At 67.4% G+C, this 22316-nt stretch carries 26 protein-coding genes and 1 pseudogene; 17 read left to right on the top strand and 10 right to left on the bottom strand.

The features are described 5' to 3' along the window. Positions 1–6: 6 nt before the first annotated feature. Genes ACFWFP_RS10500 through ACFWFP_RS10520 form a run of 5 tightly spaced genes read left to right on the top strand, consistent with a single transcriptional unit; the run spans position 7 to position 5197 of the window. Positions 7–1650: an ABC transporter ATP-binding protein gene (locus ACFWFP_RS10500; RefSeq protein WP_379294465.1), complete on the top strand. Its 1644-nt coding sequence runs from the start codon at positions 7–9 to the stop codon at positions 1648–1650. Continuing rightward, positions 1647–2792, top strand: coding sequence for an ABC transporter permease (locus ACFWFP_RS10505; protein ID WP_379294466.1), 1146 nt, complete (start codon positions 1647–1649; stop codon positions 2790–2792). The genes ACFWFP_RS10500 and ACFWFP_RS10505 overlap by 4 nt, the downstream gene beginning before the upstream one ends. Further along, positions 2789–3715 carry an ABC transporter permease gene (locus ACFWFP_RS10510; protein ID WP_379294467.1) on the top strand — a complete coding sequence of 309 codons (927 nt, stop codon included), beginning with the start codon at positions 2789–2791 and terminating at the stop codon, positions 3713–3715. The genes ACFWFP_RS10505 and ACFWFP_RS10510 overlap by 4 nt, the downstream gene beginning before the upstream one ends. 28 nt (positions 3716–3743) lie before the next feature. Further along, the gene (locus ACFWFP_RS10515; RefSeq protein ID WP_379294468.1) at positions 3744–4724 is read left to right on the top strand and encodes an ornithine cyclodeaminase family protein; all 981 of its coding nucleotides are present in this window, start codon (positions 3744–3746) and stop codon (positions 4722–4724) included. Continuing rightward, on the top strand, positions 4721–5197 hold the full coding sequence (locus ACFWFP_RS10520) for a nucleoside deaminase (protein ID WP_379294469.1): 477 nt from the start codon (positions 4721–4723) through the stop codon (positions 5195–5197). The genes ACFWFP_RS10515 and ACFWFP_RS10520 overlap by 4 nt, the downstream gene beginning before the upstream one ends. Before the next feature lie 56 nt (positions 5198–5253). On the opposite strand, the gene ACFWFP_RS10525 is transcribed toward ACFWFP_RS10520, so the two are convergent. From ACFWFP_RS10525 to ACFWFP_RS10535, 3 genes are all read right to left on the bottom strand, one after another. Beyond that, positions 5254–6612, bottom strand: a complete 1359-nt coding sequence (locus tag ACFWFP_RS10525; protein ID WP_379294470.1) for an MFS transporter — start codon at positions 6610–6612, stop codon at positions 5254–5256. A gap of 170 nt (positions 6613–6782) precedes the next feature. After that, a complete protein-coding gene (locus ACFWFP_RS10530; protein ID WP_379294471.1) occupies positions 6783–8060 on the bottom strand; it encodes an RNA polymerase sigma factor in 1278 nt (425 codons plus the stop codon). 6 nt (positions 8061–8066) lie between these two features. Then, positions 8067–8486: a YciI family protein gene (locus ACFWFP_RS10535; RefSeq protein WP_379294472.1), complete on the bottom strand. Its 420-nt coding sequence runs from the start codon at positions 8484–8486 to the stop codon at positions 8067–8069. Positions 8487–8738: 252 nt separating this feature from the next. On the opposite strand from ACFWFP_RS10535, the gene ACFWFP_RS10540 reads away from it, so the two are divergent. The 5 genes from ACFWFP_RS10540 to ACFWFP_RS10560 all read left to right on the top strand — a co-directional run bounded on the left by ACFWFP_RS10540 (position 8739) and on the right by ACFWFP_RS10560 (position 12652). Beyond that, entirely contained in the window at positions 8739–9518 is a 780-nt protein-coding gene (locus tag ACFWFP_RS10540) for a crotonase/enoyl-CoA hydratase family protein (protein ID WP_379294473.1), read from the top strand. A gap of 3 nt (positions 9519–9521) precedes the next feature. Then, positions 9522–10364 (top strand): SDR family oxidoreductase, encoded by an 843-nt coding sequence (locus tag ACFWFP_RS10545; RefSeq protein WP_379294474.1) that lies wholly within the window; start codon positions 9522–9524, stop codon positions 10362–10364. 16 nt (positions 10365–10380) lie between these two features. Next, positions 10381–10950, top strand: coding sequence for a TetR/AcrR family transcriptional regulator (locus ACFWFP_RS10550; protein WP_379294475.1), 570 nt, complete (start codon positions 10381–10383; stop codon positions 10948–10950). A gap of 86 nt (positions 10951–11036) precedes the next feature. Beyond that, positions 11037–12056, top strand: coding sequence for a medium chain dehydrogenase/reductase family protein (locus tag ACFWFP_RS10555; RefSeq protein WP_379294476.1), 1020 nt, complete (start codon positions 11037–11039; stop codon positions 12054–12056). A gap of 26 nt (positions 12057–12082) precedes the next feature. Continuing rightward, positions 12083–12652: an ABC transporter permease gene (locus ACFWFP_RS10560; protein WP_379294477.1), complete on the top strand. Its 570-nt coding sequence runs from the start codon at positions 12083–12085 to the stop codon at positions 12650–12652. Positions 12653–12700: 48 nt separating this feature from the next. On the opposite strand, the gene ACFWFP_RS10565 is transcribed toward ACFWFP_RS10560, so the two are convergent. Further along, on the bottom strand, positions 12701–13309 hold the full coding sequence (locus ACFWFP_RS10565; protein WP_379294478.1) for a TetR/AcrR family transcriptional regulator: 609 nt from the start codon (positions 13307–13309) through the stop codon (positions 12701–12703). A gap of 118 nt (positions 13310–13427) precedes the next feature. Between ACFWFP_RS10565 and ACFWFP_RS10570 the strand changes: the two genes are divergently transcribed. Beyond that, positions 13428–14354: a metal-dependent hydrolase gene (locus ACFWFP_RS10570; protein WP_379294479.1), complete on the top strand. Its 927-nt coding sequence runs from the start codon at positions 13428–13430 to the stop codon at positions 14352–14354. Positions 14355–14365: 11 nt separating this feature from the next. Next, positions 14366–15517 carry a hypothetical protein gene (locus ACFWFP_RS10575; protein ID WP_379294480.1) on the top strand — a complete coding sequence of 384 codons (1152 nt, stop codon included), beginning with the start codon at positions 14366–14368 and terminating at the stop codon, positions 15515–15517. Between the two features lie 30 nt (positions 15518–15547). Here the strand turns inward: ACFWFP_RS10575 and ACFWFP_RS10580 are convergent, their stop codons facing one another. From ACFWFP_RS10580 to ACFWFP_RS10605, 6 genes and pseudogenes are all read right to left on the bottom strand, one after another. Continuing rightward, positions 15548–16273 (bottom strand): MBL fold metallo-hydrolase, encoded by a 726-nt coding sequence (locus ACFWFP_RS10580; protein WP_379294481.1) that lies wholly within the window; start codon positions 16271–16273, stop codon positions 15548–15550. 23 nt (positions 16274–16296) lie between these two features. Beyond that, positions 16297–16764, bottom strand: a complete 468-nt coding sequence (locus tag ACFWFP_RS10585; protein ID WP_379295118.1) for a maleylpyruvate isomerase N-terminal domain-containing protein — start codon at positions 16762–16764, stop codon at positions 16297–16299. Continuing rightward, positions 16761–16907 (bottom strand): hypothetical protein, encoded by a 147-nt coding sequence (locus ACFWFP_RS10590; protein WP_379295142.1) that lies wholly within the window; start codon positions 16905–16907, stop codon positions 16761–16763. Before ACFWFP_RS10590 ends, ACFWFP_RS10585 begins: the two co-directional genes overlap by 4 nt. Before the next feature lie 49 nt (positions 16908–16956). Continuing rightward, positions 16957–17076: pseudogene (locus tag ACFWFP_RS10595) on the bottom strand (hypothetical protein); the annotation flags it as partial. Between the two features lie 217 nt (positions 17077–17293). Further along, the gene (locus tag ACFWFP_RS10600; RefSeq protein ID WP_379294482.1) at positions 17294–17599 is read right to left on the bottom strand and encodes a hypothetical protein; all 306 of its coding nucleotides are present in this window, start codon (positions 17597–17599) and stop codon (positions 17294–17296) included. A 23-nt stretch (positions 17600–17622) separates the two neighbouring features. Then, positions 17623–18708 carry a protein kinase family protein gene (locus ACFWFP_RS10605; protein WP_379294483.1) on the bottom strand — a complete coding sequence of 362 codons (1086 nt, stop codon included), beginning with the start codon at positions 18706–18708 and terminating at the stop codon, positions 17623–17625. A 460-nt stretch (positions 18709–19168) separates the two neighbouring features. Between ACFWFP_RS10605 and ACFWFP_RS10610 the strand changes: the two genes are divergently transcribed. The 5 genes from ACFWFP_RS10610 to ACFWFP_RS10630 all read left to right on the top strand — a co-directional run bounded on the left by ACFWFP_RS10610 (position 19169) and on the right by ACFWFP_RS10630 (position 22314). Further along, on the top strand, positions 19169–19489 hold the full coding sequence (locus ACFWFP_RS10610) for a hypothetical protein (RefSeq protein ID WP_379294484.1): 321 nt from the start codon (positions 19169–19171) through the stop codon (positions 19487–19489). A 174-nt stretch (positions 19490–19663) separates the two neighbouring features. Continuing rightward, positions 19664–20113, top strand: a complete 450-nt coding sequence (locus ACFWFP_RS10615) for a contact-dependent growth inhibition system immunity protein (protein WP_379294485.1) — start codon at positions 19664–19666, stop codon at positions 20111–20113. A gap of 326 nt (positions 20114–20439) precedes the next feature. After that, positions 20440–20970, top strand: coding sequence for an AAA family ATPase (locus ACFWFP_RS10620; RefSeq protein WP_379294486.1), 531 nt, complete (start codon positions 20440–20442; stop codon positions 20968–20970). A 496-nt stretch (positions 20971–21466) separates the two neighbouring features. Continuing rightward, complete coding sequence (locus ACFWFP_RS10625) at positions 21467–22096, top strand: maleylpyruvate isomerase family mycothiol-dependent enzyme (protein ID WP_379295119.1); 630 nt, start codon at positions 21467–21469, stop codon at positions 22094–22096. Between the two features lie 23 nt (positions 22097–22119). Further along, positions 22120–22314 (top strand): hypothetical protein, encoded by a 195-nt coding sequence (locus tag ACFWFP_RS10630; RefSeq protein ID WP_379294487.1) that lies wholly within the window; start codon positions 22120–22122, stop codon positions 22312–22314. Positions 22315–22316 lie beyond the last annotated feature (2 nt).

The following is a 22316-nucleotide window of genomic DNA, read 5'->3' on the forward strand; positions in this document are numbered from 1 at the left end:
TCCGCGATGAGCACTCCCGCATTGACCCTGCACGGGGTCGGCAAGCGCTTCGGTGACGTGCAGGCGCTGCACGAGGTGGACCTCACCGTCGAATCCGGCACTGTCCATTGCGTTCTCGGCGAGAACGGCGCGGGCAAGTCCACGCTGTGCAATCTCGTCTTCGGCGGCTACCAACCCGACACCGGACGTATACAGCTGGGTGGCAAGGACTTCCGGCCCGACTCCCCCGCCGCCGCGATGGCTTCCGGCGTCGCCATGGTGCACCAGCACTTCAGCCTGGTCACCACCATGACCGTCGGGGAGAACCTGCTGCTCACCCAGCACGGATTCCGGTCGCGCCGCAAGGAGCTGGCCGACCGGCTCGACGAGATCGCGCAGCGCTACCGCCTGCGCGTCGACCTCGACCAGCAGGTCGCGACGATGCCGGTCGGCGCCAGGCAGAAGGTCGAGATCGTCAAGGCCTTGCTGCGCGATCCGGCGCTGATCCTGCTCGACGAACCGACGGGAGTGCTCGATCCGGCCGAGATCGACGCGTTGATCGACACCTGCCGTGCCATCGCCGCCGACGGCAAAGCGGTAGTCCTGGTGACGCACAAACTCGGCGAGGTGGCCAGGGTCGCCGATGCCGCGACCGTGCTGCGCCGCGGCACGGTCGCCGGTGGCGGACGGATGTCGAACACCACCATCGCCCAGTTGCTCACCGCGATGGTGGGGCGTACCGCCGCCGACCTCGACCCGACCGTCGCCGCGACCATCGGCCTGGATCCCGCCGACGCGGCACGGTCCGTCAGCGGGCCCGACACGGACGCCGGACCAGGCTCACCCGCAACGGATCTCACCGAAGAACCCGCCACCGCCCCACCGGATGCCCGCCTCCTGTCAACCGACTCCGGTTCCCCCGCGCCGGTTCTCACCATCGACCGGGTCAGGGTGCATCGCGCCGACGGCAGCGCCGCGCTCGACGACGCGCGTCTGGTCGTGCGGCCCGGCGAAATCGTCGGGATCGCCGGCGTCGAAGGCAACGGGCAGAGCGAGCTCGTCGCGGTCCTCGCCGGCGGCACGCCGGTGAGCGGGGGCAGCGTCACACTCGCCGGCACCGACATCACCACCGCGAGTCCCGCGACCCGCACCGGGCTCGGCCTCGGCGTCGTGCCCGAGGATCGTCACCGCGACGCGATGGTCGCCGAGATGACCCTGGCGGAGAACCTCTTCCTGGGACAGCTGGGCCGCTTCCGTCGCTTCGGCCTCCTCGACAAACAGGCGATGGGCCGCGCCGCCCAGGCCGAACTCGACCGCTTCGATGTGCGCGCGGCCGGTCCGTGGGTGCCGATGGGCTCGCTCTCGGGTGGCAATCAGCAGAAGGTGGTGCTGGCCCGCGAACTGTCCGCCGCGAACCTGCGCTGCCTCGTCGCCGCCCAGCCGACACGCGGATTGGACATCGGCGCAGTCGATTTCGTGCTCACCCAGCTGCGTCGCGCGGCCGCTGACGGCTGCGGGGTGCTGGTGGTGTCGAGCGAGGTACCCGAATTGCTGGCGCTGTGCGACCGGGTGTTCGTCGCGTATCGCGGTTGCCTCGCCGGACCGGTGGAGACCTCCGATCCCGCCGCGGCACAACAGATCAGCGAATTGATGATGGGAGTCGCGGCATGATGGACAAGTTCTCCGCGAGGCCGAGTCCGGCAGTCCTGCGGCAGTGGGCTCACCACCCGATCGTCGTCGCCGTGGCGGCGATGCTCGCGGCGGGGGTGATCGGGCTGATCCTGGCCGCCGTCGCGGGCGCCGCGCCCGGCGCCACGATGACAGCACTGTGGGAGGGCATGTTCGGCAGCGACTACGCGATCGGCGCCTCACTCAATGTCGCGGCCACCCTGATGCTGGTGGCCGTCGGCTTCACCATCGCCCACCGCGCCGGGCTGGTCAATGTCGGTGGCGAGGGCCAGATCTGTGCCGGTGGCATTGCCGCCACCGCGATCGGCACCACGCTCACCGGCGCGCCTGCCGCGATCACCCTGCCCGCGGTGCTGATCGGGGCGGCGGCCGCGGGCTGGCTGTGGGCCGCCATCGCGGCGTATCTGCGGGTCGCGCGCGGCACCAGCGAGATCATCACCACGCTGCTGCTCAACTTCGTCGGCCTGGCGCTGGTGCTGCTCGTCGTGCACGAGCCCGCGCTGCTGCGCCAGCCGGTGACGTCCTCGGAGACTCTGCCGCAGTCCGAGCAGCTCACCGCGGCGGCGCATCTGCCGCTGCTCGGCATCGAACGCTCCCCCGCCACCATTGCGCTGTGGATCGCCGTGGTGGCCGCGTTCGGCACCGCGATCCTGGTGCGCCACACCGCACTCGGCACCCGATTGCGAGCGGTCGGGCTCAATCCCGACGCGGCGGCGCGGCTCGGGCTGCCGGTGCAGCGGTTGCGTTTCCTGAGCCTCTCGGCGGCGGGCGCGTTCTCCGGCGTCGCGGGCGGGCTGCTGGTGGCGACGGCGCCGTTCGTCCTCGCCGAAGGGTTCTCCTCCGGATACGGATTCTCCGGTCTGGTCGTCGGCCTGCTGGCACGTGGCTCACTGGCCGCCGTCGTCGCGGTGTCGCTGCTGCTCGGCTTCTTGGTCTCCGGCGGGATCAACCTGCAGCTGGCCGCGAATGTGCCCGCCTCGACCATCTCGGTCGTGGAGTCGCTGATGATCGTGTTCATCGCGGGCGCCGCCGTCTGGACCTATCGCCGACGCAAGGCCGAACCCGCCCCACCCCAACCGGTTTCCTCGGTGGACACCGCCGAGCTGGCGGGAGCGCCGCGATGAGCCTCGACACCGTCACCGATATCGCCACCAGCGGCATCGGTTTCACCCTGCCCATTCTCGTCGCCGCGAGCGGTGAGCTGGTCAGCGAGCGCGCGGGCGTGCTCAACCTGAGCCTCGAGGCGATGATGCTGACGGGCGCGTTCGCCGGTGTGCTCGGCGCCGTCACCACCGGTTCGCCGGTCCTCGGTGCGGCCACCGCGGTACTCGCCGCCCTGATCTTCGGCGCGCTGCAAGCGATCTGGAGTATCGGCCTGCGGGCCGACCAGATCGTCGTCGGCATCGCGAGCAACGCCCTGGCACTCGGCGCCACCACCTACGGCGCGCGACTGCTGCTCGCCGACGGCAAGGGCCACAGCGTTCCCGGTTTCGACGCCCTGCGCATCCCTGTGCTGCACCATATCCCGGTCATCGGTCCCGCCCTGTTCGGGCAGACCGCCCTCGGCTATCTGTGCGTCGCGGTCGTCGCCGTCCTGGCGTTCGTGTTCTCCCGCCGCACCAAGCTGGGCCTGGTGATCGACGCGATCGGCGAGGACGCTGTCGCCGCCGACCGCACCGGTCTGCCCGTGCGGGCCGTCCGCTACGGCTGTGTGCTGCTCGCCGCCTTCGCCGCGGGCCTCGGGGGCGCGCAATTGGCGCTGTCGGAGGTGCATTCGTTCAGCGACAACATGACCGGCGGCATCGGCTATCTCGCCGTGGTCGCGGTGATCGCGGGCCGGTGGCGTGCGCTCGGGGTGATCTGGGCATCGGTGTTCTTCGGCCTCGCCCAGGCGCTGCAGTTCGCGCTGCCCGCCCTCGGTGTCGATGTGCCGTTCGCGTTGCTGGTGATGCTGCCCTATCTGATCGCGATCGTCGCCGTCAGCGGCTTGGTCGGCAACAGCCGCTCGCCGCGCGACCTCACCGTCGCCTTCGCCCGAACTTCCTGACCCGCCACTACTTTCGCAGGAGCCACCGTTGACTCTGATCCTGTCGCACTCCGATGTGACCGCCGTCCTCGCTCGCGGCGAGGTGCTCGCCGCCGTCGAGCGCGCGCACGCCGAGCTGGCATCGGGTACCGCCTTCGTCCCCGCCCCACCGGCGATGACCCTGGGCGGCGCGGCCTTCGTGCCCATGGTCGCCGCCGCCGAATCCGCAGGTGCCGCTGCCGTGAAGCTACTCGCCGACCTGCCCGCCAATCGCGAACGCGGGCTGCCGGTGCAGCGGTCGGTGATCGTGGTGACCTCGGCGGCCGACGGTTCGTGCGAGGCGCTGATCGACGGACGCCTCGTCACCGCCGTCCGTACCGCGGCTGCCAGCGCGGTGGCGACGAAATACCTTTCCCGGCAATCGAGTTCGGTGCTCGGTGTCATCGGTGCGGGCAACCTGGCCGTCGAGCACACCCGCGCGATAGCGACCGTGCGCGAGCTCGAGGCCGTACTGGTCTGGTCGCGTACCGCGGCTACGATCGACCGATTCCGCAGTGCGACAGCCGATCTCGGACTCGAGGTGCGCGCCCTCGACAGCCCGGAGGCGGTCACCCGCGCCGCCGACGTACTGTGCACCCTCACGCCCTCACGCGAGCCGATCGTTCACGGCGCCTGGTTCGGCGACGGTCTGCACGTCAACGCGGTGGGCGCACCGCCGAGGGCGGATCACCGCGAGGTGGACGGCGAGGCCATGCGCCGGTCAAGGGTCGTCGTAGACTCGATCGGCACCACGCTCACCAAGTCCGGCGACACCCTGATGGCGATCGCCGAAGGCGCGATCAGCCAGGACGCGGTGGGCACCGAGCTGGGCGAGGTGATCGCGGGCCGGGCAGCCGGCCGTCACGACGACCGCGACATCACCCTGTTCAATTCGGTGGGCATCGGCCTGCAGGATCTGGCCGCCGCCCGCCTGCTCATCGACAAGGCCCGCGCCAACGGCATCGGAACGGAAGTGGATCTCACCTCATGATCGAACTGACCGATATCGACATCACCCATCTGCGCCGTGCCATCGACCTCGCCGGGCACGCCACCGCTCTCGGCGACCGCCCTTTCGGCGCGGTCGCTGTCGGCCACGACGGTGCGGTCCTGGCCGAGGGCGTGAACGCGGTGAACACCACCGGCGATGTCACCACCCATGCCGAACTGGTCGCGATCACCCTCGCGACCGCCGCAGGCCACGCGGCGACACTGCGTGGCGCCACCGTCTACGCCAGCGGCGAACCGTGCCCGATGTGCGCCGCCGCGATGGTGTGGGCCGGGGTCGGCCGCATCGTCTTCGCTGCGGCCGCAGCCGAATTCGGGCCGATCATGCCCCCGGGTATCACCTTCGGACTCAGCTGCGCCGAGGTCGTCGCGAGTTCGAACGTGCCGGTCGAGGTCAGCGGACCGCACCTCGGCGAGGAAGCTCTCGCTGTCTTTCACGCGGCCGCGAAGAACTAGCCCCGAAGACACCGAGGGCGCGACGCCGTCTCGACGCCGCGCCCTCGGTGCACGATCTACTTCACCGCGACGAATTCGGCGGGCTCGCCCAGTTCACGCTGTTCCTCGATCGCCTCGGGGGTCCCCGGCACCTGAGTGCCGCGCAACGAGACACCCTTGGTCTCGATCAGGAAGAAGGACGCGATCAGGCCGACCGCACACGCAGCGAGCATGTAGTAGGCCGGAACCATGCTGTTGCCGGTCGCGCTGATGATCGCCTCGTTGATCACCGGGGCGGTGCCACCGAAAATCGACGTGGCCACGTTGTAGCCGATCGCCACACCGGCGAACCGCACGATGGTGGGGAACATCGCGGGAAACGTGGCCGAGATCGTCGCCAGCTGTGGCGCGTAGAGCATGCCCAGGATCGCGAAGCCGACAATCGCGCCGGTGAGCGAAGAACCGATCAGATGGTAGACCGGGATCACCGCGACCATCATCGCCGCACACGAGAACATCCACAGGGGTTTGCGCCCGATCCGGTCGGAGAGGGCACCCAGGAACGGCAGGGTGCACAGCATCGCGATCTGGCCGATCAGTGGCACGAGCAACGCATCGGATTTGTCCATACCCAGCGCGGAACCGAGGTAGGTCGGGGTGTAGCTGATCAACGAGTAGTTCACGACATTCAGCGCGATCACCAGGCCGAACAGGGTCAGCACCGGGCGCAGGTACTTCGTCACCAGATCGCGGTAGACGCCGGAGACCTCCTCGGTCTCGTCCTTGCTGTCGACCTCACGGAACACCGGGGTGTCCTCCACCCGGCTACGCAGGTACATGCCGATCAGGCCGAGCGGACCGGCGATCATGAACGGAATGCGCCAGCCCCACGAATTCATCGACGCGTCGTCGAGGACATTCACCAGCAGCAGGGCGACCAGGTTACCGAGCGTGAAGCCCGCGAGCGTGCCGACCTCAAGGAAACTGCCGTAGAAACCACGCTTACGATCGGGCGCGTATTCGGCCATGAATGTCGCGGCGCCACCGTATTCACCACCGGCGGAAAGTCCCTGGATCATGCGCAGCGCGTACAGCAGAATCGGGGCGCCGATGCCGATCATGTCGAAGCTCGGGATAAGGCCGACGGCGAGGGTCGATCCGGCCATCAGAATAATCGTCGTCGCGAGCACCCGCTTGCGCCCGATGCGGTCACCGAGCGGGCCCCAGATCATGCCGCCCACCGGCCGGATCAGGAACGATACGGCGAAACCGAGCAGCGTGTAGACCATCCCGGACTCACCGTCACCGGGAAACAACGACCTTGCGATATATGTCGCCAGATAAGCGTAGACACCATAGTCGAACCATTCGACCGCATTACCGATCGCCGACGCACCGATTGCCCGGTGCAGCACCGATTTCGATTCCCTTGACATCCACAACACCCTCTCGTCGTCGCCTTTCACGAATACCCGACCTCTTTGCGAGCAAACGTTACGAGCGCGCGAAGACTGCGCTTTACCGCCGCTGTACTGCGCGAATGGGGTCCTGCGACGGGCAACGCGCTACACCGGGCTCTGCCCTGCGGCGAGCCCGGATGAACTCGTCAGGCGAGGGCGGCGAGTTTGTTCGCGAGGACGGTCTTTTCGCGTTCGTTGCCGCACCGGCGGATGGCTTCGGTGAGCTCCGCACGAGCCTCGGTGGTGCGGCCGAGCCGGGTGAGTAGTTCACCGCGCACGCTGGGCAGCAGGTGCGAGGTGGACAGGGCGCCGGATGCGGTGATCTCGTCGACAATCGGCAGGGCCGCCGCGGGCCCGTCGGCCATCGACACCGCGACTGCCCGGTTGAGGTCCACCACCGGCGACGGTGCGAGTCTGCCCAGTGCCTCGTAGAGCACGACCACCCGTTCCCAGTCGGTCCGCTCGACCGACGGTGCGACAGCGTGACATTCGGCGATCGCGGCCTGAAGGCCATAGGCGCCCAGTCCACGCCCGACCGCACCGGCTCGCGCCAGCGCCGCCCGGCCGCGCCGGATCGCCGAGCGGTCCCAGCGGCGGCGATCCTGCTGTTCGAGCAGGACCGGCTCACCGTCGGGACCGGTGCGGGCGGGGAACCGCGCCGCGGTCAGTTCGAGCAGCGCCAGCAGTCCGTAGACCTCGGGTTCGTCGGGCATCAGCCGCGACAGCACGCGGGCCAGCCGCTGGGCCTCCCCCGCGAGATCGAAGCGGATGAGGTGGTCGCCGGTGCTGGCCGACGACCCCTCGGTGAAGATCAGGTAGATGACCCCGAGCACCGAGCCCAGCCGGGTCCGGCGCTCCGCGGCGGGCGGCACCTCGAAAGGGACCTCGGCGGCGCCGAGGGTCTTCTTCGCCCTGGTGATCCGTGCCTGCACGGTCGCGGTCGGCACCAGACACGCTTTGGCGATCTCGTCGCTGGTCAGACCGCCGACGACGCGCAGCGTCAAGGCCAACCGCGCCTCCCGCGAGAGCACCGGGTGACACGAGATGAACATCAGCGCGAGCACGTCGTCGTCGATCTGATCGGGATCCCACAGCACGTCCTGCCCGGCACGCACAGGATCGCCGCCGGTGAGCGCATCGCCCTCGCCGAGGTCCGCGGCGAGGGCGGTGTAGCGGTCGTCGAGGGCGGCGCGACGCCGGAACGCGTCGATGGCCCGGCGTCTGCCGACGGTGAGCAACCAGCCGGCCGGCTGCCGTGGCACGCCTTCGCGTGGCCATGTCACCAGTGCCTCGGCGAAGGCCTCCTGGGCGAGATCCTCGGCCATCGCGAAATCACGGGTGTAGCGCGCGAGCGCGCCGACGATCCGGGCCGATTCGATCCGCCAGACGGCGGCGACGGCCTCGCGGCCGGTGTGGTCGCTCATCGTGGTTCAGAGCTGGCCGGTGGCCTCACGCCAGGCGCGCTCCTTCACGATCCAGACATTGTCCTGCGGGAATTCATCGATGCTCGGGACCCGGCGGATCTCGGTCTTGGTGCCCGGCACGACGACCGGCATGCGCTTGGCCCACTCGATCGCCTCCTCCTTAGAGGCCACGTTGAGAATGTAGAACCCGCCGAACAGTTCCTTCGTCTCCCCGTAGGGCCCGTCGGTGACGACCGGGGTCTCCGACGAGTAGTCGACGACGACGCCCTGGGCCGCGTCGTCGAGCCCCTCGGCGGCGACCAGCACCCCGGCGCTGATCAACTCGTCGTTGAACTTGCCCATGGTCTCGAGCATCTCGTTGAAGTCGATATCGGCCGCCGCGGCCCAGGCTTCGTCGGTGGCGCGCATGATCAGCATGAACTTCATGGTTTCGTCTCCTCGGATCGGTGTGGGCCCGCCTGCCGGGCCCTGCGTTCATCCCTAGGTCGAACGGGCACCGCTGCGGATCGACACCCGGCCGGAAATTCTTTTCGCGAGTGTTCGGCAGCCTACGACGCGGGCAGGGTGCGCGCGACGACGACGGACACGAATCCCCGATTCGGGTATTCAAGATCGTCCGGCGTGATACAGATCGACGAGGTTTGTCATGCTGATAGCCACCTAGCGAAGGAGTCACTCGTGAGCGCAGTTCTCGTCGAGCAACGCGAGCATGTGCTCGTCATCGTGCTGAATCGGCCCGAGGCCATGAACTCGGTCAACGCCGAAGTGAGTACGGGGGTCGGCGAGGCACTCGAGCGAGCCGAGGCCGATCCGCAGATCCGCGCGGTGGTCCTCACCGGTGCGGGTGAGCGCGCGTTCTGTGCGGGCGCGGATCTGAAGGCGCTGAGCCGCGGTGAGTCGATTCTCGCCCCGGGGCACGAGGATTGGAACCTGGCCGGGTACGTCCGGCACCCGATCAGCAAGCCGACCATCGCCGCGGTGAACGGTTTCGCCCTCGGCGGCGGCACCGAGCTGGTTCTGGCCAGCGATCTCGCGGTCGCCGCCGAGACCGCCACCTTCGGCCTTCCCGAGGTCGCTCGTGGCCTGTTCGCCGCGGCCGGTGGCGCGTTCCGCCTGCCCGAACAGCTCCCGCGCAAGGTCGCGATGGAGATGATCCTCACCGGCGAGCCGATCACCGCGGCCCGCGCGCTCGAGCTGGGCCTGATCAACCGTGTCGTGCCCGCCGCCGAGGTCCTCGAGGCCGCGCTCGCGCTGGCCGGGCGGATCGCCGAGAACGCGCCGCTGGCCGTGCAGGCGAGCAAGCGGGTGGCACTGGGCCTGATCGACGGCAAGCTCGCCGACGATGCCGCCTGGGACCAGACCAACCGCGAGATCATGACGGTCGCCCAGACCGAGGACATGCGCGAAGGCGCCATCGCTTTCGCGCAGAAGCGCAAGCCGAACTGGCAGGCGCGCTGACACATGCGGATCCTGATCCTCGGCGCCTCCGGGTTCGTCGGCAGCGCGCTACACGCGCAGTTCGCCGCGAACCACGAGGTCGTCGGGACCAGCCGGGGCGGGCACGGGCTCGTCCCGGTGGATCTCGCCGACACCGGTGCGGTGCGCGCACTCGTCGGACAGGGTTTCGACATCGTCGTCCACACCGCCGGTGTCGTGGATCTCGGTGCGGCGCAACGTGATCCCGTAGCGGCCTACGCGGCGAACGTCGCACCGATGGTGCCGCTGCTCGACGCCATCGGCGACGCGGGCGCCAAGCTCGTCTACCTGTCGACCGACAATGTCTTCGACGGCACGGCCGAGCACTACGACGAAAGCGCAACGCGCACACCGATCAACGTCTACGGCGAGACCAAGGTGGCCGCCGAGGATCTGGTCCTCGAACGCGACCGGCACCTGGTCGTGCGCCTGCCGCTCGTCTACGGGCCCAGCCCGCTGTCGAACAAGTTCCTGGCCCGCTTCGCCACACCCGAGATCCAGGCACGCACCGATATCGTCTGCAATCCGCTGTATCTGCCCAGCCTGGCGCCCGCGCTCGCGCAGCTCGCCGACGAGGCGGGCGTCGTGCACATCGCCGGCGCGGAAACCCTGAGCCGCTACGAGCTCATGACCCGGGTCCGCGACCACCTCGCCGCACCGGCGCGCGTCGTGGCAACCGATCGCTTCTCCACCGTCCAAGACTGCCCGCGACCGTTGCGGCTGGTCATGCGCAGTATTCGGCACAGCCTGACCGGCCCGGACGTGAACACCGCCCTCGCCGATCTGCACTGGATCCGCGGTCACCTGTTGACGCTCGCCAAAGAGTGAGTGTACAGTCACTCACATGACCAAGCGCGGTGCCACCCTCTCCACCTCGGACGTCCGGCGTGACGCGGTCGTCGACGCCGCGATCATCGAGTTCGCCAAGACCGGCTACCACGGCACCCCGATCAACACCGTCGCCGCGCGCGCCGACATCTCCCCCGCCTACGTCTTCAAACTCTTCCCCGGCAAGGTCGCCCTGTTCGTCGCCGCGCTCGATCACTGCTTCGACCTCGTCGAACGCGCGATGTCCACGGGCGCGGCCAATTCCACCGCGACGGACCCGGCCGGCATCCTGCACGACATGGGCGGCGCCTACGCCGAGCTCATCGCCGACAAGAGCCTGCTCATGTTGCAGGTACACGCTCAGTCCGCCACCGATATCCCCGACATCGCCGACGCCTTGCGCCGGGGTCTGGCCAAGGTGACCACGTTCGCGCAGCGCCGCTCCGGCGGCACCCCCGAACAGATCCAGTACTTCATCGCCTACGGCCAGCTCTGCCACCTCGTCACCACCCTCGGGCTCGACGGCAACGACAGCGCGTGGGCCACCGCCCTCACCACCGGAATGCGCCACCCCAAGGCCCACTGACCCCTTCGCTCCAGCCTTCTCAGGGTGGAGCTTTCTTTTGCAGCAAGAGTGATTGACCAGTCACACACTATGAAAGGCAGCTTCTGATGAACACCACCACCGTTACCGAAATCGTCCTGCCCGGCCGGGTCGACCCCAGCGGGCTGCTGGTCACCCGACGCGAACTCCCCGCGCCCGCACCCGGTCGCGCCTTGGTTCGCGTCGATGCCTCCGGGGTGTCCTTCGCCGAGCAGCAGATGCGCCGCGGCAAGTACTACGACCAGCCACCGTTTCCGTTCGTGCCCGGCTACGACCTGGTCGGCACGGTGATCGAGGCCGATGACGCGACGCTGATCGGCCGGCGGGTCGCCGCGTTGACCAAGACCGGCGGCTGGAGCAGCCACGTCGACCTCGACGCCGCCGATCTGATCCCCGTACCGGACACCCTGGACGCCGCCGATGCCGAAACCTTTGTCGTGAACGGCATCACCGCCTGGCAGATGCTGCATCGCGTTGCCGATGTTCAGCGGGGCCAGACGATCCTCGTTCACGGCGCCAACGGCGGCGTCGGCTCGACCCTGGTCCAATTGGCCCGCGCCGCGGGCATTCACGTGATCGGCACCGCGTCCGCCCGCCATGCCGACGCGGTCGCCGCACTGGGCGCCACCTGGATCGACTACCGCGCCGATGTGCCACACCAGGTCCGGGCCATCGCCCCGCGCGGTGTCGACGCGGTGTTCGATCACGTCGGCGGACCCGGCATCGCCGATTCGTTCGACCTGCTCGCCGACGGGGGCACCCTCGTTTCCTACGGAACGGCGGCCACCAAGAACGACGAAGGCGACTCCCGGCTGCCGGTCCTGAAACTGTTCGCCCGCCTGCTGTGGTGGAACATGCTGCCCAACAAGCGAAGTGCGCACTTCTACAACCTGTGGGCGGGCAAGCGCAACATCGCCCGCTTCCGTGCTCGGATCGCCGAGGATCTGGCCCAGGTCTTCTCGCTCGCCGCCGCGGGCACCGTCACGGCCCAGGTGGCGGCACGGATCACTCTCACCGATGCCGCCCGAGCGCTGGAGCTCGCCGAATCCGGCACCGTCACCGGCAAAGTCGTCCTCGTCAGCGCCTGACCCCGCTCACACACTGGAGATCGCTCATGTACGTTTCCCAGCCCGTTCGCACCGTCCTCGACAATCGCCCCATCTATCTGAGCTTCGGCCTCGCCTGGCTGGTCGGTCACGGCACCTTCGCTCTCAGCCATGGTCCGAACCCGCTGCTCGATCTCCCCGGATTCGTGCCGACCACACTGCTGGGACTCGGCCTGCTGACGGCCATGATCGTGACGACCGTCGTCTCCCTCCGAGCCCAGCGGGGCGCGACGGGACGGGAAGCGGTCGTGGGCAATCTGCTCGGCGCTTCGTGGCTGATCGGGTTCGCGGCCCTGTTCTTCCTGATCACCGCGCTCGGTTCCACGCTGAGCCCCGACACCGCCGCGACTCTCTGGCCGACCGGGTCCGGGCTGATCGTCGGACTGCTCTACCTGGCGGGCGGCGCCGCGTACCGCGACGTCCTGCAGTACACGCTCGGCGCTTGGCTGGCCGTGAGCTCCACGGCCGCACTGTTTCTCGACGGCGCGTACCTGTACTGGGCGCTGGCACTGGCCGGCGGCGGCAGCTACCTGCTCGCCGCCGCGCTCGAGCCGCGCAGGATCGCCGCCGCGCGCTGAGGATCCCGCACGTGCCCGTCCGGATTTCCGGGCGGGCACGTCCGCCGTTCAGCCCTTCTGCTGCGCACCGATCGCCGACCCCATCCAGCGCCGCAGGTATCGGCGCAGTTCGTCGTCGGAGCGGGCCGGGTTGCCCGGCGACAAGAAGAACGACTGCATGGTGCGCAGAACGAATTCGACGAGTTCGCGCAGCGCGGGCTCGTCGTAGCCGTGCGCGGCCCAGTCGACATCGAAGCGGCGGATCATGGTCATGCCGAAGGCTTGGGCCTCGTCGGAGGTCATGCTTTCCGGGTGGGCGTTGGAGTACGAGCTCGACAACAGAATCCCCAGGTGGGGGGTGCGGCGGACATCGGTGAGGGTGAAGACGACGGCCTCTGTCATCGCTTCGACGGGGTTACCGAGGCCGCTGACCTGACGGGTGAGTCGATCGAGGAAATCGTCGACCGAGGCGATGGCCGATGCGGTCATGAGCGCGTCGGCGCTGGGGAAATACCGGTAGACCGTCTGACGGATGATGCCCAGCGACTCCGCCACGTCGGCGATGCTGATCTCGGCACCGGTCCGGCCGATGAGTTCGACTGCGGCAGCGATGATCCGGCGCGTCGCCTCCGCATCGTCACCCGGCGGACTGCCGCCCCACCCACGTCTACGCGCCACCAGGTGGACGCTAGCACAACCCCAGGTCAGGGCGAATTCCTCAAAAGTTATCATACACTCGACAGTCGACTCGTATGATTGCTCCATCAACCGTGGCCGAACAACGAGGTAACTCACCGTGACCGACCTTCACGTCCGCAAAATGGATTTCGCGTTCTCCGACTACGACGTGCCGTTCCTGTGGAATCCACAGAACCCCGCGTTCTCGTCGATGGCCAATGCCGTCTCGTTCCTGGCGATCGGCTTCGAGAAGATGATCGTGCAGCTGATCACGCAGGCGAAACCGCAGATCACCGACCCCGAAGTGGCCGCAGAGGCCGACGCCTTCATGCGCCAGGAGGGCCAGCATTCGACGGCGCATCGCCAGCACGTCAAGGCGCTGATCCGCCGGTATCCCGGCTTGCAGCAGACCCTCGACGCGGTGATCGGCGAGTTCGACAAGCTCACCGCCGAGACCCCGGTGAAGTACCGACTCGCCTACACCGCCGACCTCGAAGCGACGTTCACACCGGTGTTCAAGCTGATGCTCGACAACGACAAGAATCTGTTCGCCCCGGGCGACGACCGCGTCGCCTCGCTGTTCATCTGGCATTTCGTCGAGGAAGTCGAGCACCGCAGCTCGGCACTGATCATCTTCAACTCGGTGGTCGACAGCGAGCTGTACCGGATGCGGGTGGCGGCGTCGATCTTCCGGCACGTGCTGCAGGTGATCCGGGTGGCGTGCGAAGGCTTCAACGAGCATGTGCCGCTGGAGGATCGACAGGTCGACGCGCTGTCGATGTTCGCCAACTACCGCCGCGGGCAGACCCTGCGCCGGTGGCTGCCGTTCCTGCAGCCGGCCGACAACGGCACGATGCCGCGCGCGTTCGACGATCTCGGTCTGCGCGAACAGCTCGTCGCGCTGGGCGGCATCATCCGCAGCCAGACGCCCGGGCACAATCCGGCGCACGAGAAGCTGCCCGCCCTCGCCGACGAATGGTTCCGCCGCTACGACGAAGGTTACGACGTAACCCGTTGGTACACCGCCGATTCCGTCAGCTCGTAGAAGGTAGTCCGATGGCCGACCACTGCTCCCCCACCTTCGCCGAACTCGCTCACGAACTCGGCTTCTCCTGCGAGGAGGCGGGCGGACTCGTCGAGTTCCGCAATCCGTTCGCCCTCGAGAACTGGACCCTGGCGGTCCTCGAACTCACCATCGTCGTCGGCGCGATTCTCGCGCTCTGGTACGCGATCGTGCGCCTGCGCCGGCACGGCGACCCGACCAATCTCGTGCTGTGGTTCGGCGCCACCGCCTATCTGTTCGTCATCGAACCGCCGCTGTACTTCCCGGCCGCGTTCGGCATCGAGGAACACGTCGACACGATGTTCGCGCACAACGTCTTCACCGTGGACTTCCTGTGGGGCCGGCTACCCATCTACATCATCGCGATCTACCCGCTGATGGCGACGATGGCGTTCGGTATCGTCCGGATGCTCGGCATCTTCCGCCGCTACGGCACCTTGATAGGCGCCACCTGCGTCGGCTTCGTCCACCACGCCTTCTACGAGATCTTCGACCACCTCGGACCCCAATTGCGCTGGTGGGAATGGTCGATCGACAATCCGCTCAACCAGCCGATGTTCGATTCGGTCCCGATGGGCAGCGTCGTCGTCTTCGCGGCCCTGTGGCCGATGTCGCTGGCCTTCTGCGTGCAGTATTTCGTGGGCCGCCACGTCGACGACGGCCGACACTTCTCGGGCGTCGAATTGACCTGGCGCACCATCGTCATCGGCCTGCTGGCCTCGGTCGGCACCTTCCTGCTCCCCCTGCCCGCCACCGTCATCGGCCTGAGCAGCACCACTGTGCGCGGCATCGTCTACGCGCTGGAACTGGCCGTGCTCGCGGTCGTCGCCGGGTTCGTGCTGGTCCGCCAGTGGACCGAACTACGCCGAGGAACCGCGACACCCCCGCAGTACGAAGACCCTTTCGTCCAACGATTCGCCACCCTCTACCTGGTTGTCTTCGCCGCCCTCTGGATCGCCGCCCTCCCCGACTTCTTCGCCGCGGTCAACGGCGAGACAGCCAATGGCGACCCCATCGGAAACCTCTGGTACACAGCGGTTTGCTTCGCCGTCGCGATCGCGTCGGTCCTGGCGACCTTCACCGTGCCGCGCGCACGGCCTGCTCCGGACGCACCTGTGGCGACAGCCTCCCAGGTGCCCGGCTGATCGCCGTCGGATGTCGCCTGCGCCGAGCCGTCAGGCCGTGGCGTCGCCGATGCGATGGCGGTAGCTGTCGGCCAATGCGCGCAGTGCGGCGCCGCCGTCGCCGGTGTACGACGAACCGTGCATCAGGGCCAGCGTCCTCGGTGCGAGCTCGGCGAGTCGGTCGACGATGACCGGGGTCGTCGGTGCGAGCGACGAATAGGCGAAGAGGTCTTCGGTGTGAACGGCGGGGTCGACGATGTCGCCTGTCGTGAGGGCTGGGCCGTGGCCGAGGTGGGTGAACAGATCTCCACACAGCAGAGTCTGGGTGGTCTCCTCGAACAGCACCCGCGCTTCCCAGCCGTGCGGGGTGTGCGGGGTGTCGATGTGGCGCACTCGCATCCGGCCGAGTTCGATGGTTTCGCCATCGGCAAGCGGTCTCGGTGGCCGGTCGGCCATGTGGTCCAGCGACACCAGGCAGCCGACGGCGCCGTGCGCGACCTGCGCGTCGGGGGCCGCGGCGAGGAACTCGTTCATCGACCCGCATTCATCGGATTCGACGTGTCCGAAGGTGATCCACCGCAGCCGGTTCACCGGTGTGACCCGCGCGATCGCCGCCGCGACGTCGGCGAACATCGCGCGATGCCCGGTATGGAACAGGAGCGGCTGATCGTCGGCGAGCAGGAACTGGTTGAACGTCAGCCCCTGCTCGCCGATGCCCGGCACGAACGTCGAGATGCGGTAGATGTCGGCGGCGATTTCGTCGATGGTGGTGGTCATGGTCAGCTCGATTCGGTGCAGTGTCAGAACGGCACGTGGGTGATCAGCAGTCCGGTGCTTTCGGCGCGTCCGGACAGGATGCGGCAGAATTCGACTGCGTCGAGGTCGAGGCGTTCATCCGTTGTGCCGCAATGCCATCGACCTCCGGCTGCGCCCCTCAGACGCAGGTTGTAGGGCCTACCGTGACGGGCGGCCCATTCCTCGACCACGCCGGCCACGATCGCCCCGTCGTGCTCCTCGGTGAGCACGAGCGTGTGCCCGGTAGCCCGGGCCAAGTCGATCCACGGGTCACGGGTGATGCCGACCACGTCAACGACGAGGTCGTGCACGGTCCACCCGGTGCACTCGGTCGGTGTGGTCCAGTCGCCATCGTCGAGCGATGCGACCGCGTCGGCGAAGCGCACGTACTCCTCGCGGGCGAACCGCATCGCGTCGGTGTGGGTGAGTCTCGCGCGCCGCGGACTCACCGCCGCCTGTTCGATGGCCGTCATTTCTGTGGCTCCTTCGTCGGCGGAAGGCCGACGCTGTCGGCCCACATGTCCACGGCGCGGTCCAGCAGCTTGCGCCGGCTGTGCCCACCCGGGTCGTTGGCCAGCTGCTGATCGACCAGGCCCGGTCCGCGACGGCGGACCATAGTGCGAGTACAGCGACGGCGCCCGCATCCCGATCCGGTCACCGACCTCGCGCAGCGTCAGCTGCGCCAACCCCCGCTCACGTGCGACCTCCCACGCGGCCTCGACAATCTCCTGCCGCGTCGCCTCACGCCGTTCCGCTTTCCGATCACGCCTCGGCATAGCGTCCATAGTCTGTAATTATGAACGCCGTTAGGCAACCGCTCAACGATAGGTTGCATCCAGCGAAGCGTCCTCGCCGCCCTGAACCGCCGCTTCGTCACCGAGTGCCTAGGGCAGTCGGATCCCGGCACAATCAGACGGTGAATTCGGAGGGTGGTGTGACGGTCGCCCGGAAGGAGGCAACCACGTCGCTGACGGCGTTGCCAGGGGTTGGGCAGACGGGTACTCACCCAGTTTGCCCGGTGGTCCCGTCACCTCCGCGCCGCCGAGCTCTGCCAGGGTCGATGTAGAGCCGAACACCCTTATACACCACAGTATTCGGCGCATCGTCGTCGTTGTCCGGGTCACCGGAGTCCGCGGGATCCGGCAGTTCCGCGATCTGCTCGACGACGATCTGCGCTCGCGCTGCACCGGGATCGAACATCTCTTGAAATGGCCCGACGAACGCCCCTCCGAGGCCACGGTGCTTCGCCCGAACACCCGCCCAACCGAACAGTGCCAACGGGCCGATAGTGGCGATCAGCAGCAACAAGTCCCCACCCAGATCCACGAGCGTCACGCCGACTGAACGAACCCGGAAGCCAGGCCGTCGAGCAGGCGGCGGATCTCCTCGTCCGGATACCGGGTGCTCCGGCTCGCCTGCTGGAACGCAAGAGTGAACGCGGACATCGCCGCGGCGACCGGCGCGTGCCTGGTGAGGACCGCGGCGGCACCCTCGGAGATGCCCTCCGGCGGCTTGCCGTCCGCGATGGCGCGTACCATCGCGGCGCGTATCTCCCGGTCGTCCCGCCGGAGCCCGTTCAGGGCGGTGAGCAGCCAGTTCACCAAGTAGGTGGCGGTGAAGCCGCGGTCGTAACTCTGGTTCTGGTCGAAGAACGCGGTTTCCTGCGGCGAGAGGTCGAACCCGGAGGCGAGCGCGAGGCCGTAGTCGGCGAAGTAGAGGCGTCGACCGTCGGTGAGGATGTTCTGGAAGTGCGCGTCGAGGTGCAGGAGCCCACGGCCGTTCATGAACGCGGTGCCGGCGGCCAACTCCTGCTCCACCATGGCGCAGGCCCGGTCGGTCGCCTCATCCCCCGCCTCGATCTGGATGTTCAGCCACTCGTGCAGGGTGCGCGGGATGTACTCCAGAAACAGCGCGATACTCGCCGAAGAGTCCCGCAGGGCCTCGATCCGGTGGCGTACCTGGGGACGGTCGTCCCAGTAGGCAACAGCGCGATCGATGTCGGCGAGCTCGGCCGACAGCGGCGTCGCGTCCGGCAGCACCCGCCAGTGGTACATCAGCGGAAAGCCCTCGTGTTCGGCGGCGAGCACCCAATTCGTCGTCATGGTGTGCACGGCGAGCTCGCGCCAGGCCCCGAAGCCTGCCCCACCCACGAGGCCGACACCATAGTGGTAGAACAGCGGCACATCGAACAGGTTCCCCGTGGACCGGACGTGCTCCGGCTGCCGTTCCAGATCGGTGAGAGGCACTCGCTTCACGAAAACCGGAGATCCGGCGATCTCCAGCAGCGATGACGTCCCACCGATACCGGAACCGAGCGGCACGGCCGCATCCACCAGCTCGCGCAACGCATGATCGCTGTACAGCGCCAGGGCTGTAGAAACAGCGCCGTGGACGCGCAGGCGCTTCGAGCGCGACATGTCACGGATCGCCGCCGCGTCGCGAAATATCGCCCCTCCGCCGCGGATCACCACGCCCACCCCTCCCGCCAACTCGCGATACCGTCGCAATCAACAGCCAGCCTATCGCGGTCTTCACCTGCCAAACATCCGGAAACGTACCCGACGCTGACGGACTGTCGGTTCCACCTGCCAGAAGATCCGCCGGCAAGAGGTGACCGCTGTTCGGTTGCCGAAGATCGGGTTCGGCGGGTGACTTGCGGAATCACGGCATACGGCGTCTGCCTGGACAGGATCGGGTGTTGCTTGCTCGTGCACTCGTCCACAATCAGCTAGCGGCCGGACCTACGAGCGCCTATCGCTGGTGAGCTACGGGTCCGTCTTCGACGGCGACAGCAAGCCGACAGATTTCGGACAATGTGTATTTCCACCGATCGCGCGGTCACGAACGTCCGCTTCTGCCGATAAGCGTGCCTGATCGATGGGGATGTTCGGTGGCGTCGCAGCACCACTAAAGGAGGAAAATCAAGAACCCGAAGCAGGCCACTCCTGCGCACAGGAGAACCAGCAACAAAACACTGACGAACACCGAGCAGCAGAAGAGCACCCAAACAAACCGAGCCTTGCCATGCGCTGCTGGTCGAACCCCATCCTTTCTCCCGGAGGCAACCTCTATCCCGACGACACCCACCTTGCTGGCCGCAACCCTCTCGAGGATCGCTTCGGTGCCGCCTCCATGCCCGACCTGTTCACACTCACCCACGCCGCCAGATTGCCACAGAACAGGAACCCTAGTGACTGATGGCAAGGCGCTGCATTGCCGCTGGGCGCGCGGTCACGAACGTCCGCATCTGCCGATGTGCGTGTCAACGACGGCGTCGGGCCAGGCCGGTGACCATTACTGTGGGGCAGGTCCTGACAGCGCCGATGCTTCACGTGAACGAGCAGCGCCATTGAGATGAGAGCGGTGAAAAGCGTGGCCGACAGCGAAGAGTTCTCCCAATCGGTGCAGGACATCGAGGGTGACGTTTGGCCGGCAGCCGCCCCGGAGGACACCTATCTGGTTCGGACAGTCCACCGGATGCGGCAGGTTCCGATCGGAGAACTGGATATCGAGGGCCTGCGAATCATGTTGTCGCAGAATGTTGGAACCACGGCGATACTGCCTCGAGCGCTTGATCAGCTGGAGGCAAATCCGCTTGCCGCCGGTCACCTTTATCCGGGTGCCCTGTTGGCGGCTGTGCTCCGGCTTCCTGAGGAGCGATGGTCGGACTCGGCCGAGGTCTTGGCTGAAGTGCGAGGCATTGCCCAGCGAGCGGATGTGATGATCGCCGAGATGGACGGCGCGCAAGATCCAGAGCTGCGCGGCTTGGTCTTGAAATTCCTGTCAGACCGGTCCGAGGTCGATCCAGGTCGAACGCACTGAAATGCCGCTGGGCGCGCGGTCACGAACGTCCGCATCTGCCGAGATCCGCGCGATCCTAAGGCTGCGGCACCAGCCAACGAACGCACTGGGCTGTCGAGCTTCGTGCACGTCGGCGTGTGTGCGGCGAGGGCTGATCGATTCGGCGTGGTGCCGTCGGGCAACAGTCCTCATCGGGAACTGATTGAAGACAGGCGATTTTCGGCGCGATCGTATCGAAGAAGGACGGCGGTGGCCGCCAGCCTGGGCATCCTGAACGACACACAACTGACTTCCGGACGACTCCTTGCAGGACGCATAGTAGTGATCGGACATTGGAAGGGGCAGAGTTGCGCATCGGGGTTTCCGGACCGCATGGAACCGGCAAGACAACCTTGGTCGAAGAGCTCTGTGCGCGACTGGAGCGCGGGCACACAGCGGTCCAGGAACCGTACGTACTGCTCGAAGAGGAAGGATACGAGTTCGCGTATCCGCCCGTGGCCGCGGACTATTGGGTGCAGTTGCGCTACGCGATGCGTTTACTCGGTGATCCCGCACCCGATGCGGTATTCGACAGGACACCGCTCGATTTCCTCGCCTATCTGTCAGCCATCGGCGTCGACGCGGAAGCCGGGATCGACGAAACCGCCATACGCACCGCACTGGCGACCCTCGATCTGCTGGTGATCGTTCCCATCACCGCCGAGACCGAACGTGTACTACCCGCACCGGAACTGACCGGGCTCCGGCGCAGCGTGAATGATGCTCTGCTGGAACTGGTTTACGTCGACGACATGCAGCTACTCGAAAACGTGCCCATCCTCGAACTGACCTGCCCGCTCGACCAGCGCGCCCACGCGGTTCTGAAAGCACTGACATAGGGCAGCCAACCAACCGCCCTGCACACAAGTGCGCGGTTGGCAACGTCGGCTGGCGTAGTCGCGGGAGTAGGCCGCGTCCTCTGTGGTCTGGCGCAGTCCGGTAGCGGAAAGTCCATCTCAGCAAAATGCCGACCAGCTCGAGGACGAGTGCTCGACACAAGCGTCGTGCGATCTCGTTCGGGAACGGATCATGCGCGGCAACGTGGAGACGCTCACCGACTGGAGTGCATGCTGACCCGAGCCGGTACAGCCCAGGACATCCGATATGGCCGCTGCGTCGGCGCGTGACGCGGCGCTGATCCCCGGTTTCGACATTCACCAGCGCAAACACCGATGAGTTTGTGCAGGTGGTGCCGTCTGCACTACAGAACGACGAAGCGGCTCCGCGCGACCGTTTCGCCGTACACCATGGGGTGCGCAGCGCACCGGACCGATAGAAAACTGAGTTTGGAGGTACCTCGTGTCGGACGCCCCAGCCCGTGACGCCCTCTGGGCGATGGCCCACGCCGAACGCGCCGCCCTGGCCGACGATCTCGCCGGCTTGGACGACCAGCAGTGGGGCCAGCCGTCACTGTGCGGGGACTGGGTGGTCGAGGAGGTCGTCGCGCACCTCACCGCAGCGGCGAGCATCGGACGTCTGCGCTGGCTGTCGAGCGTCCTGGGTGCCCGCTTCGACTTCGACAAGCACAACAACCGGCGCCTCGCCGAGCATCGCGGGAAGACTCCTGCCGACACCCTCGAACGGTTCCGGGCAGTCGTCACCAGCACCACCGCGGCTCCCGGGCCCACGGCAGCTTGGCTCGGTGAAGTCGTTGTCCACGCCCAGGACATTCGGCGTCCCCTCGGACTGCTGCGCACGCCGTCGACGGAAGCCGCGACCGAAGTCGCGCGTTTCTACGCCGGACGCGACTTCACCGTTGCCAGTCGCAGCAATGCCGAGGGGCTGCGACTGGAAGCGACCGACGGATCGTTCGCTGCCGGAGCCGGCCCAGTGGTCAGCGGAACCACAATCGCACTGACGATGGCAATGGCCGGCAGATCTACGTACTGCGATGACCTGTCCGGACCCGGCGTGCCGCTGCTGCGTGACCGCGTGACCGCTCGACCCGGCACCAGCACCGAATGATCCCGCCCCGTCCTCGGAGCCGCATGTCCCCCGCTTGCAGTTGCGGGGAATTGGGCTGCTGGCCGCTACTGACCCGCATAAGCCTGACCGGCGACCTTGTCGTGTGGGACTGTTTCGAACAGCCGTATCGCACCACCCGTGACTACACCGCATTCGACCGCAACCAGTACGACAAAGCTGTTCAGGGGCTCGCCACCGCGATCGCCGCCCACGAATAACC

It is taken from the genome of Nocardia sp. NPDC060249 (assembly GCF_042728755.1).
Taxonomy (GTDB): Bacteria; Actinomycetota; Actinomycetes; order Mycobacteriales; family Mycobacteriaceae; genus Nocardia.

Bases quoted from the DNA above. Each gene is read 5' to 3' on its own strand.
- ACFWFP_RS10520 (WP_379294469.1), top strand. From the start codon at position 4,721: ATGATCGAACTGACCGATATCGACATCACCCATCTGCGCCGTGCCATC.
- ACFWFP_RS10560 (WP_379294477.1), top strand. From the start codon at position 12,083: ATGTACGTTTCCCAGCCCGTTCGCACCGTCCTCGACAATCGCCCCATC.
- ACFWFP_RS10535 (WP_379294472.1), bottom strand. From the start codon at position 8,486: ATGAAGTTCATGCTGATCATGCGCGCCACCGACGAAGCCTGGGCCGCG.
- ACFWFP_RS10525 (WP_379294470.1), bottom strand. From the start codon at position 6,612: ATGTCAAGGGAATCGAAATCGGTGCTGCACCGGGCAATCGGTGCGTCG.
- ACFWFP_RS10555 (WP_379294476.1), top strand. From the start codon at position 11,037: ATGAACACCACCACCGTTACCGAAATCGTCCTGCCCGGCCGGGTCGAC.
- ACFWFP_RS10625 (WP_379295119.1), top strand. From the start codon at position 21,467: ATGGCCCACGCCGAACGCGCCGCCCTGGCCGACGATCTCGCCGGCTTG.
- ACFWFP_RS10585 (WP_379295118.1), bottom strand. From the start codon at position 16,764: ATGACGGCCATCGAACAGGCGGCGGTGAGTCCGCGGCGCGCGAGACTC.
- ACFWFP_RS10590 (WP_379295142.1), bottom strand. From the start codon at position 16,907: ATGGTCCGCCGTCGCGGACCGGGCCTGGTCGATCAGCAGCTGGCCAAC.
- ACFWFP_RS10510 (WP_379294467.1), top strand. From the start codon at position 2,789: ATGAGCCTCGACACCGTCACCGATATCGCCACCAGCGGCATCGGTTTC.
- ACFWFP_RS10550 (WP_379294475.1), top strand. From the start codon at position 10,381: ATGACCAAGCGCGGTGCCACCCTCTCCACCTCGGACGTCCGGCGTGAC.
- ACFWFP_RS10580 (WP_379294481.1), bottom strand. From the start codon at position 16,273: ATGACCACCACCATCGACGAAATCGCCGCCGACATCTACCGCATCTCG.
- ACFWFP_RS10610 (WP_379294484.1), top strand. From the start codon at position 19,169: ATGGGGATGTTCGGTGGCGTCGCAGCACCACTAAAGGAGGAAAATCAA.
- ACFWFP_RS10505 (WP_379294466.1), top strand. From the start codon at position 1,647: ATGATGGACAAGTTCTCCGCGAGGCCGAGTCCGGCAGTCCTGCGGCAG.
- ACFWFP_RS10630 (WP_379294487.1), top strand. From the start codon at position 22,120: ATGTCCCCCGCTTGCAGTTGCGGGGAATTGGGCTGCTGGCCGCTACTG.
- ACFWFP_RS10605 (WP_379294483.1), bottom strand. From the start codon at position 18,708: ATGTCGCGCTCGAAGCGCCTGCGCGTCCACGGCGCTGTTTCTACAGCC.
- ACFWFP_RS10500 (WP_379294465.1), top strand. From the start codon at position 7: ATGAGCACTCCCGCATTGACCCTGCACGGGGTCGGCAAGCGCTTCGGT.
- ACFWFP_RS10575 (WP_379294480.1), top strand. From the start codon at position 14,366: ATGGCCGACCACTGCTCCCCCACCTTCGCCGAACTCGCTCACGAACTC.
- ACFWFP_RS10530 (WP_379294471.1), bottom strand. From the start codon at position 8,060: ATGAGCGACCACACCGGCCGCGAGGCCGTCGCCGCCGTCTGGCGGATC.
- ACFWFP_RS10545 (WP_379294474.1), top strand. From the start codon at position 9,522: ATGCGGATCCTGATCCTCGGCGCCTCCGGGTTCGTCGGCAGCGCGCTA.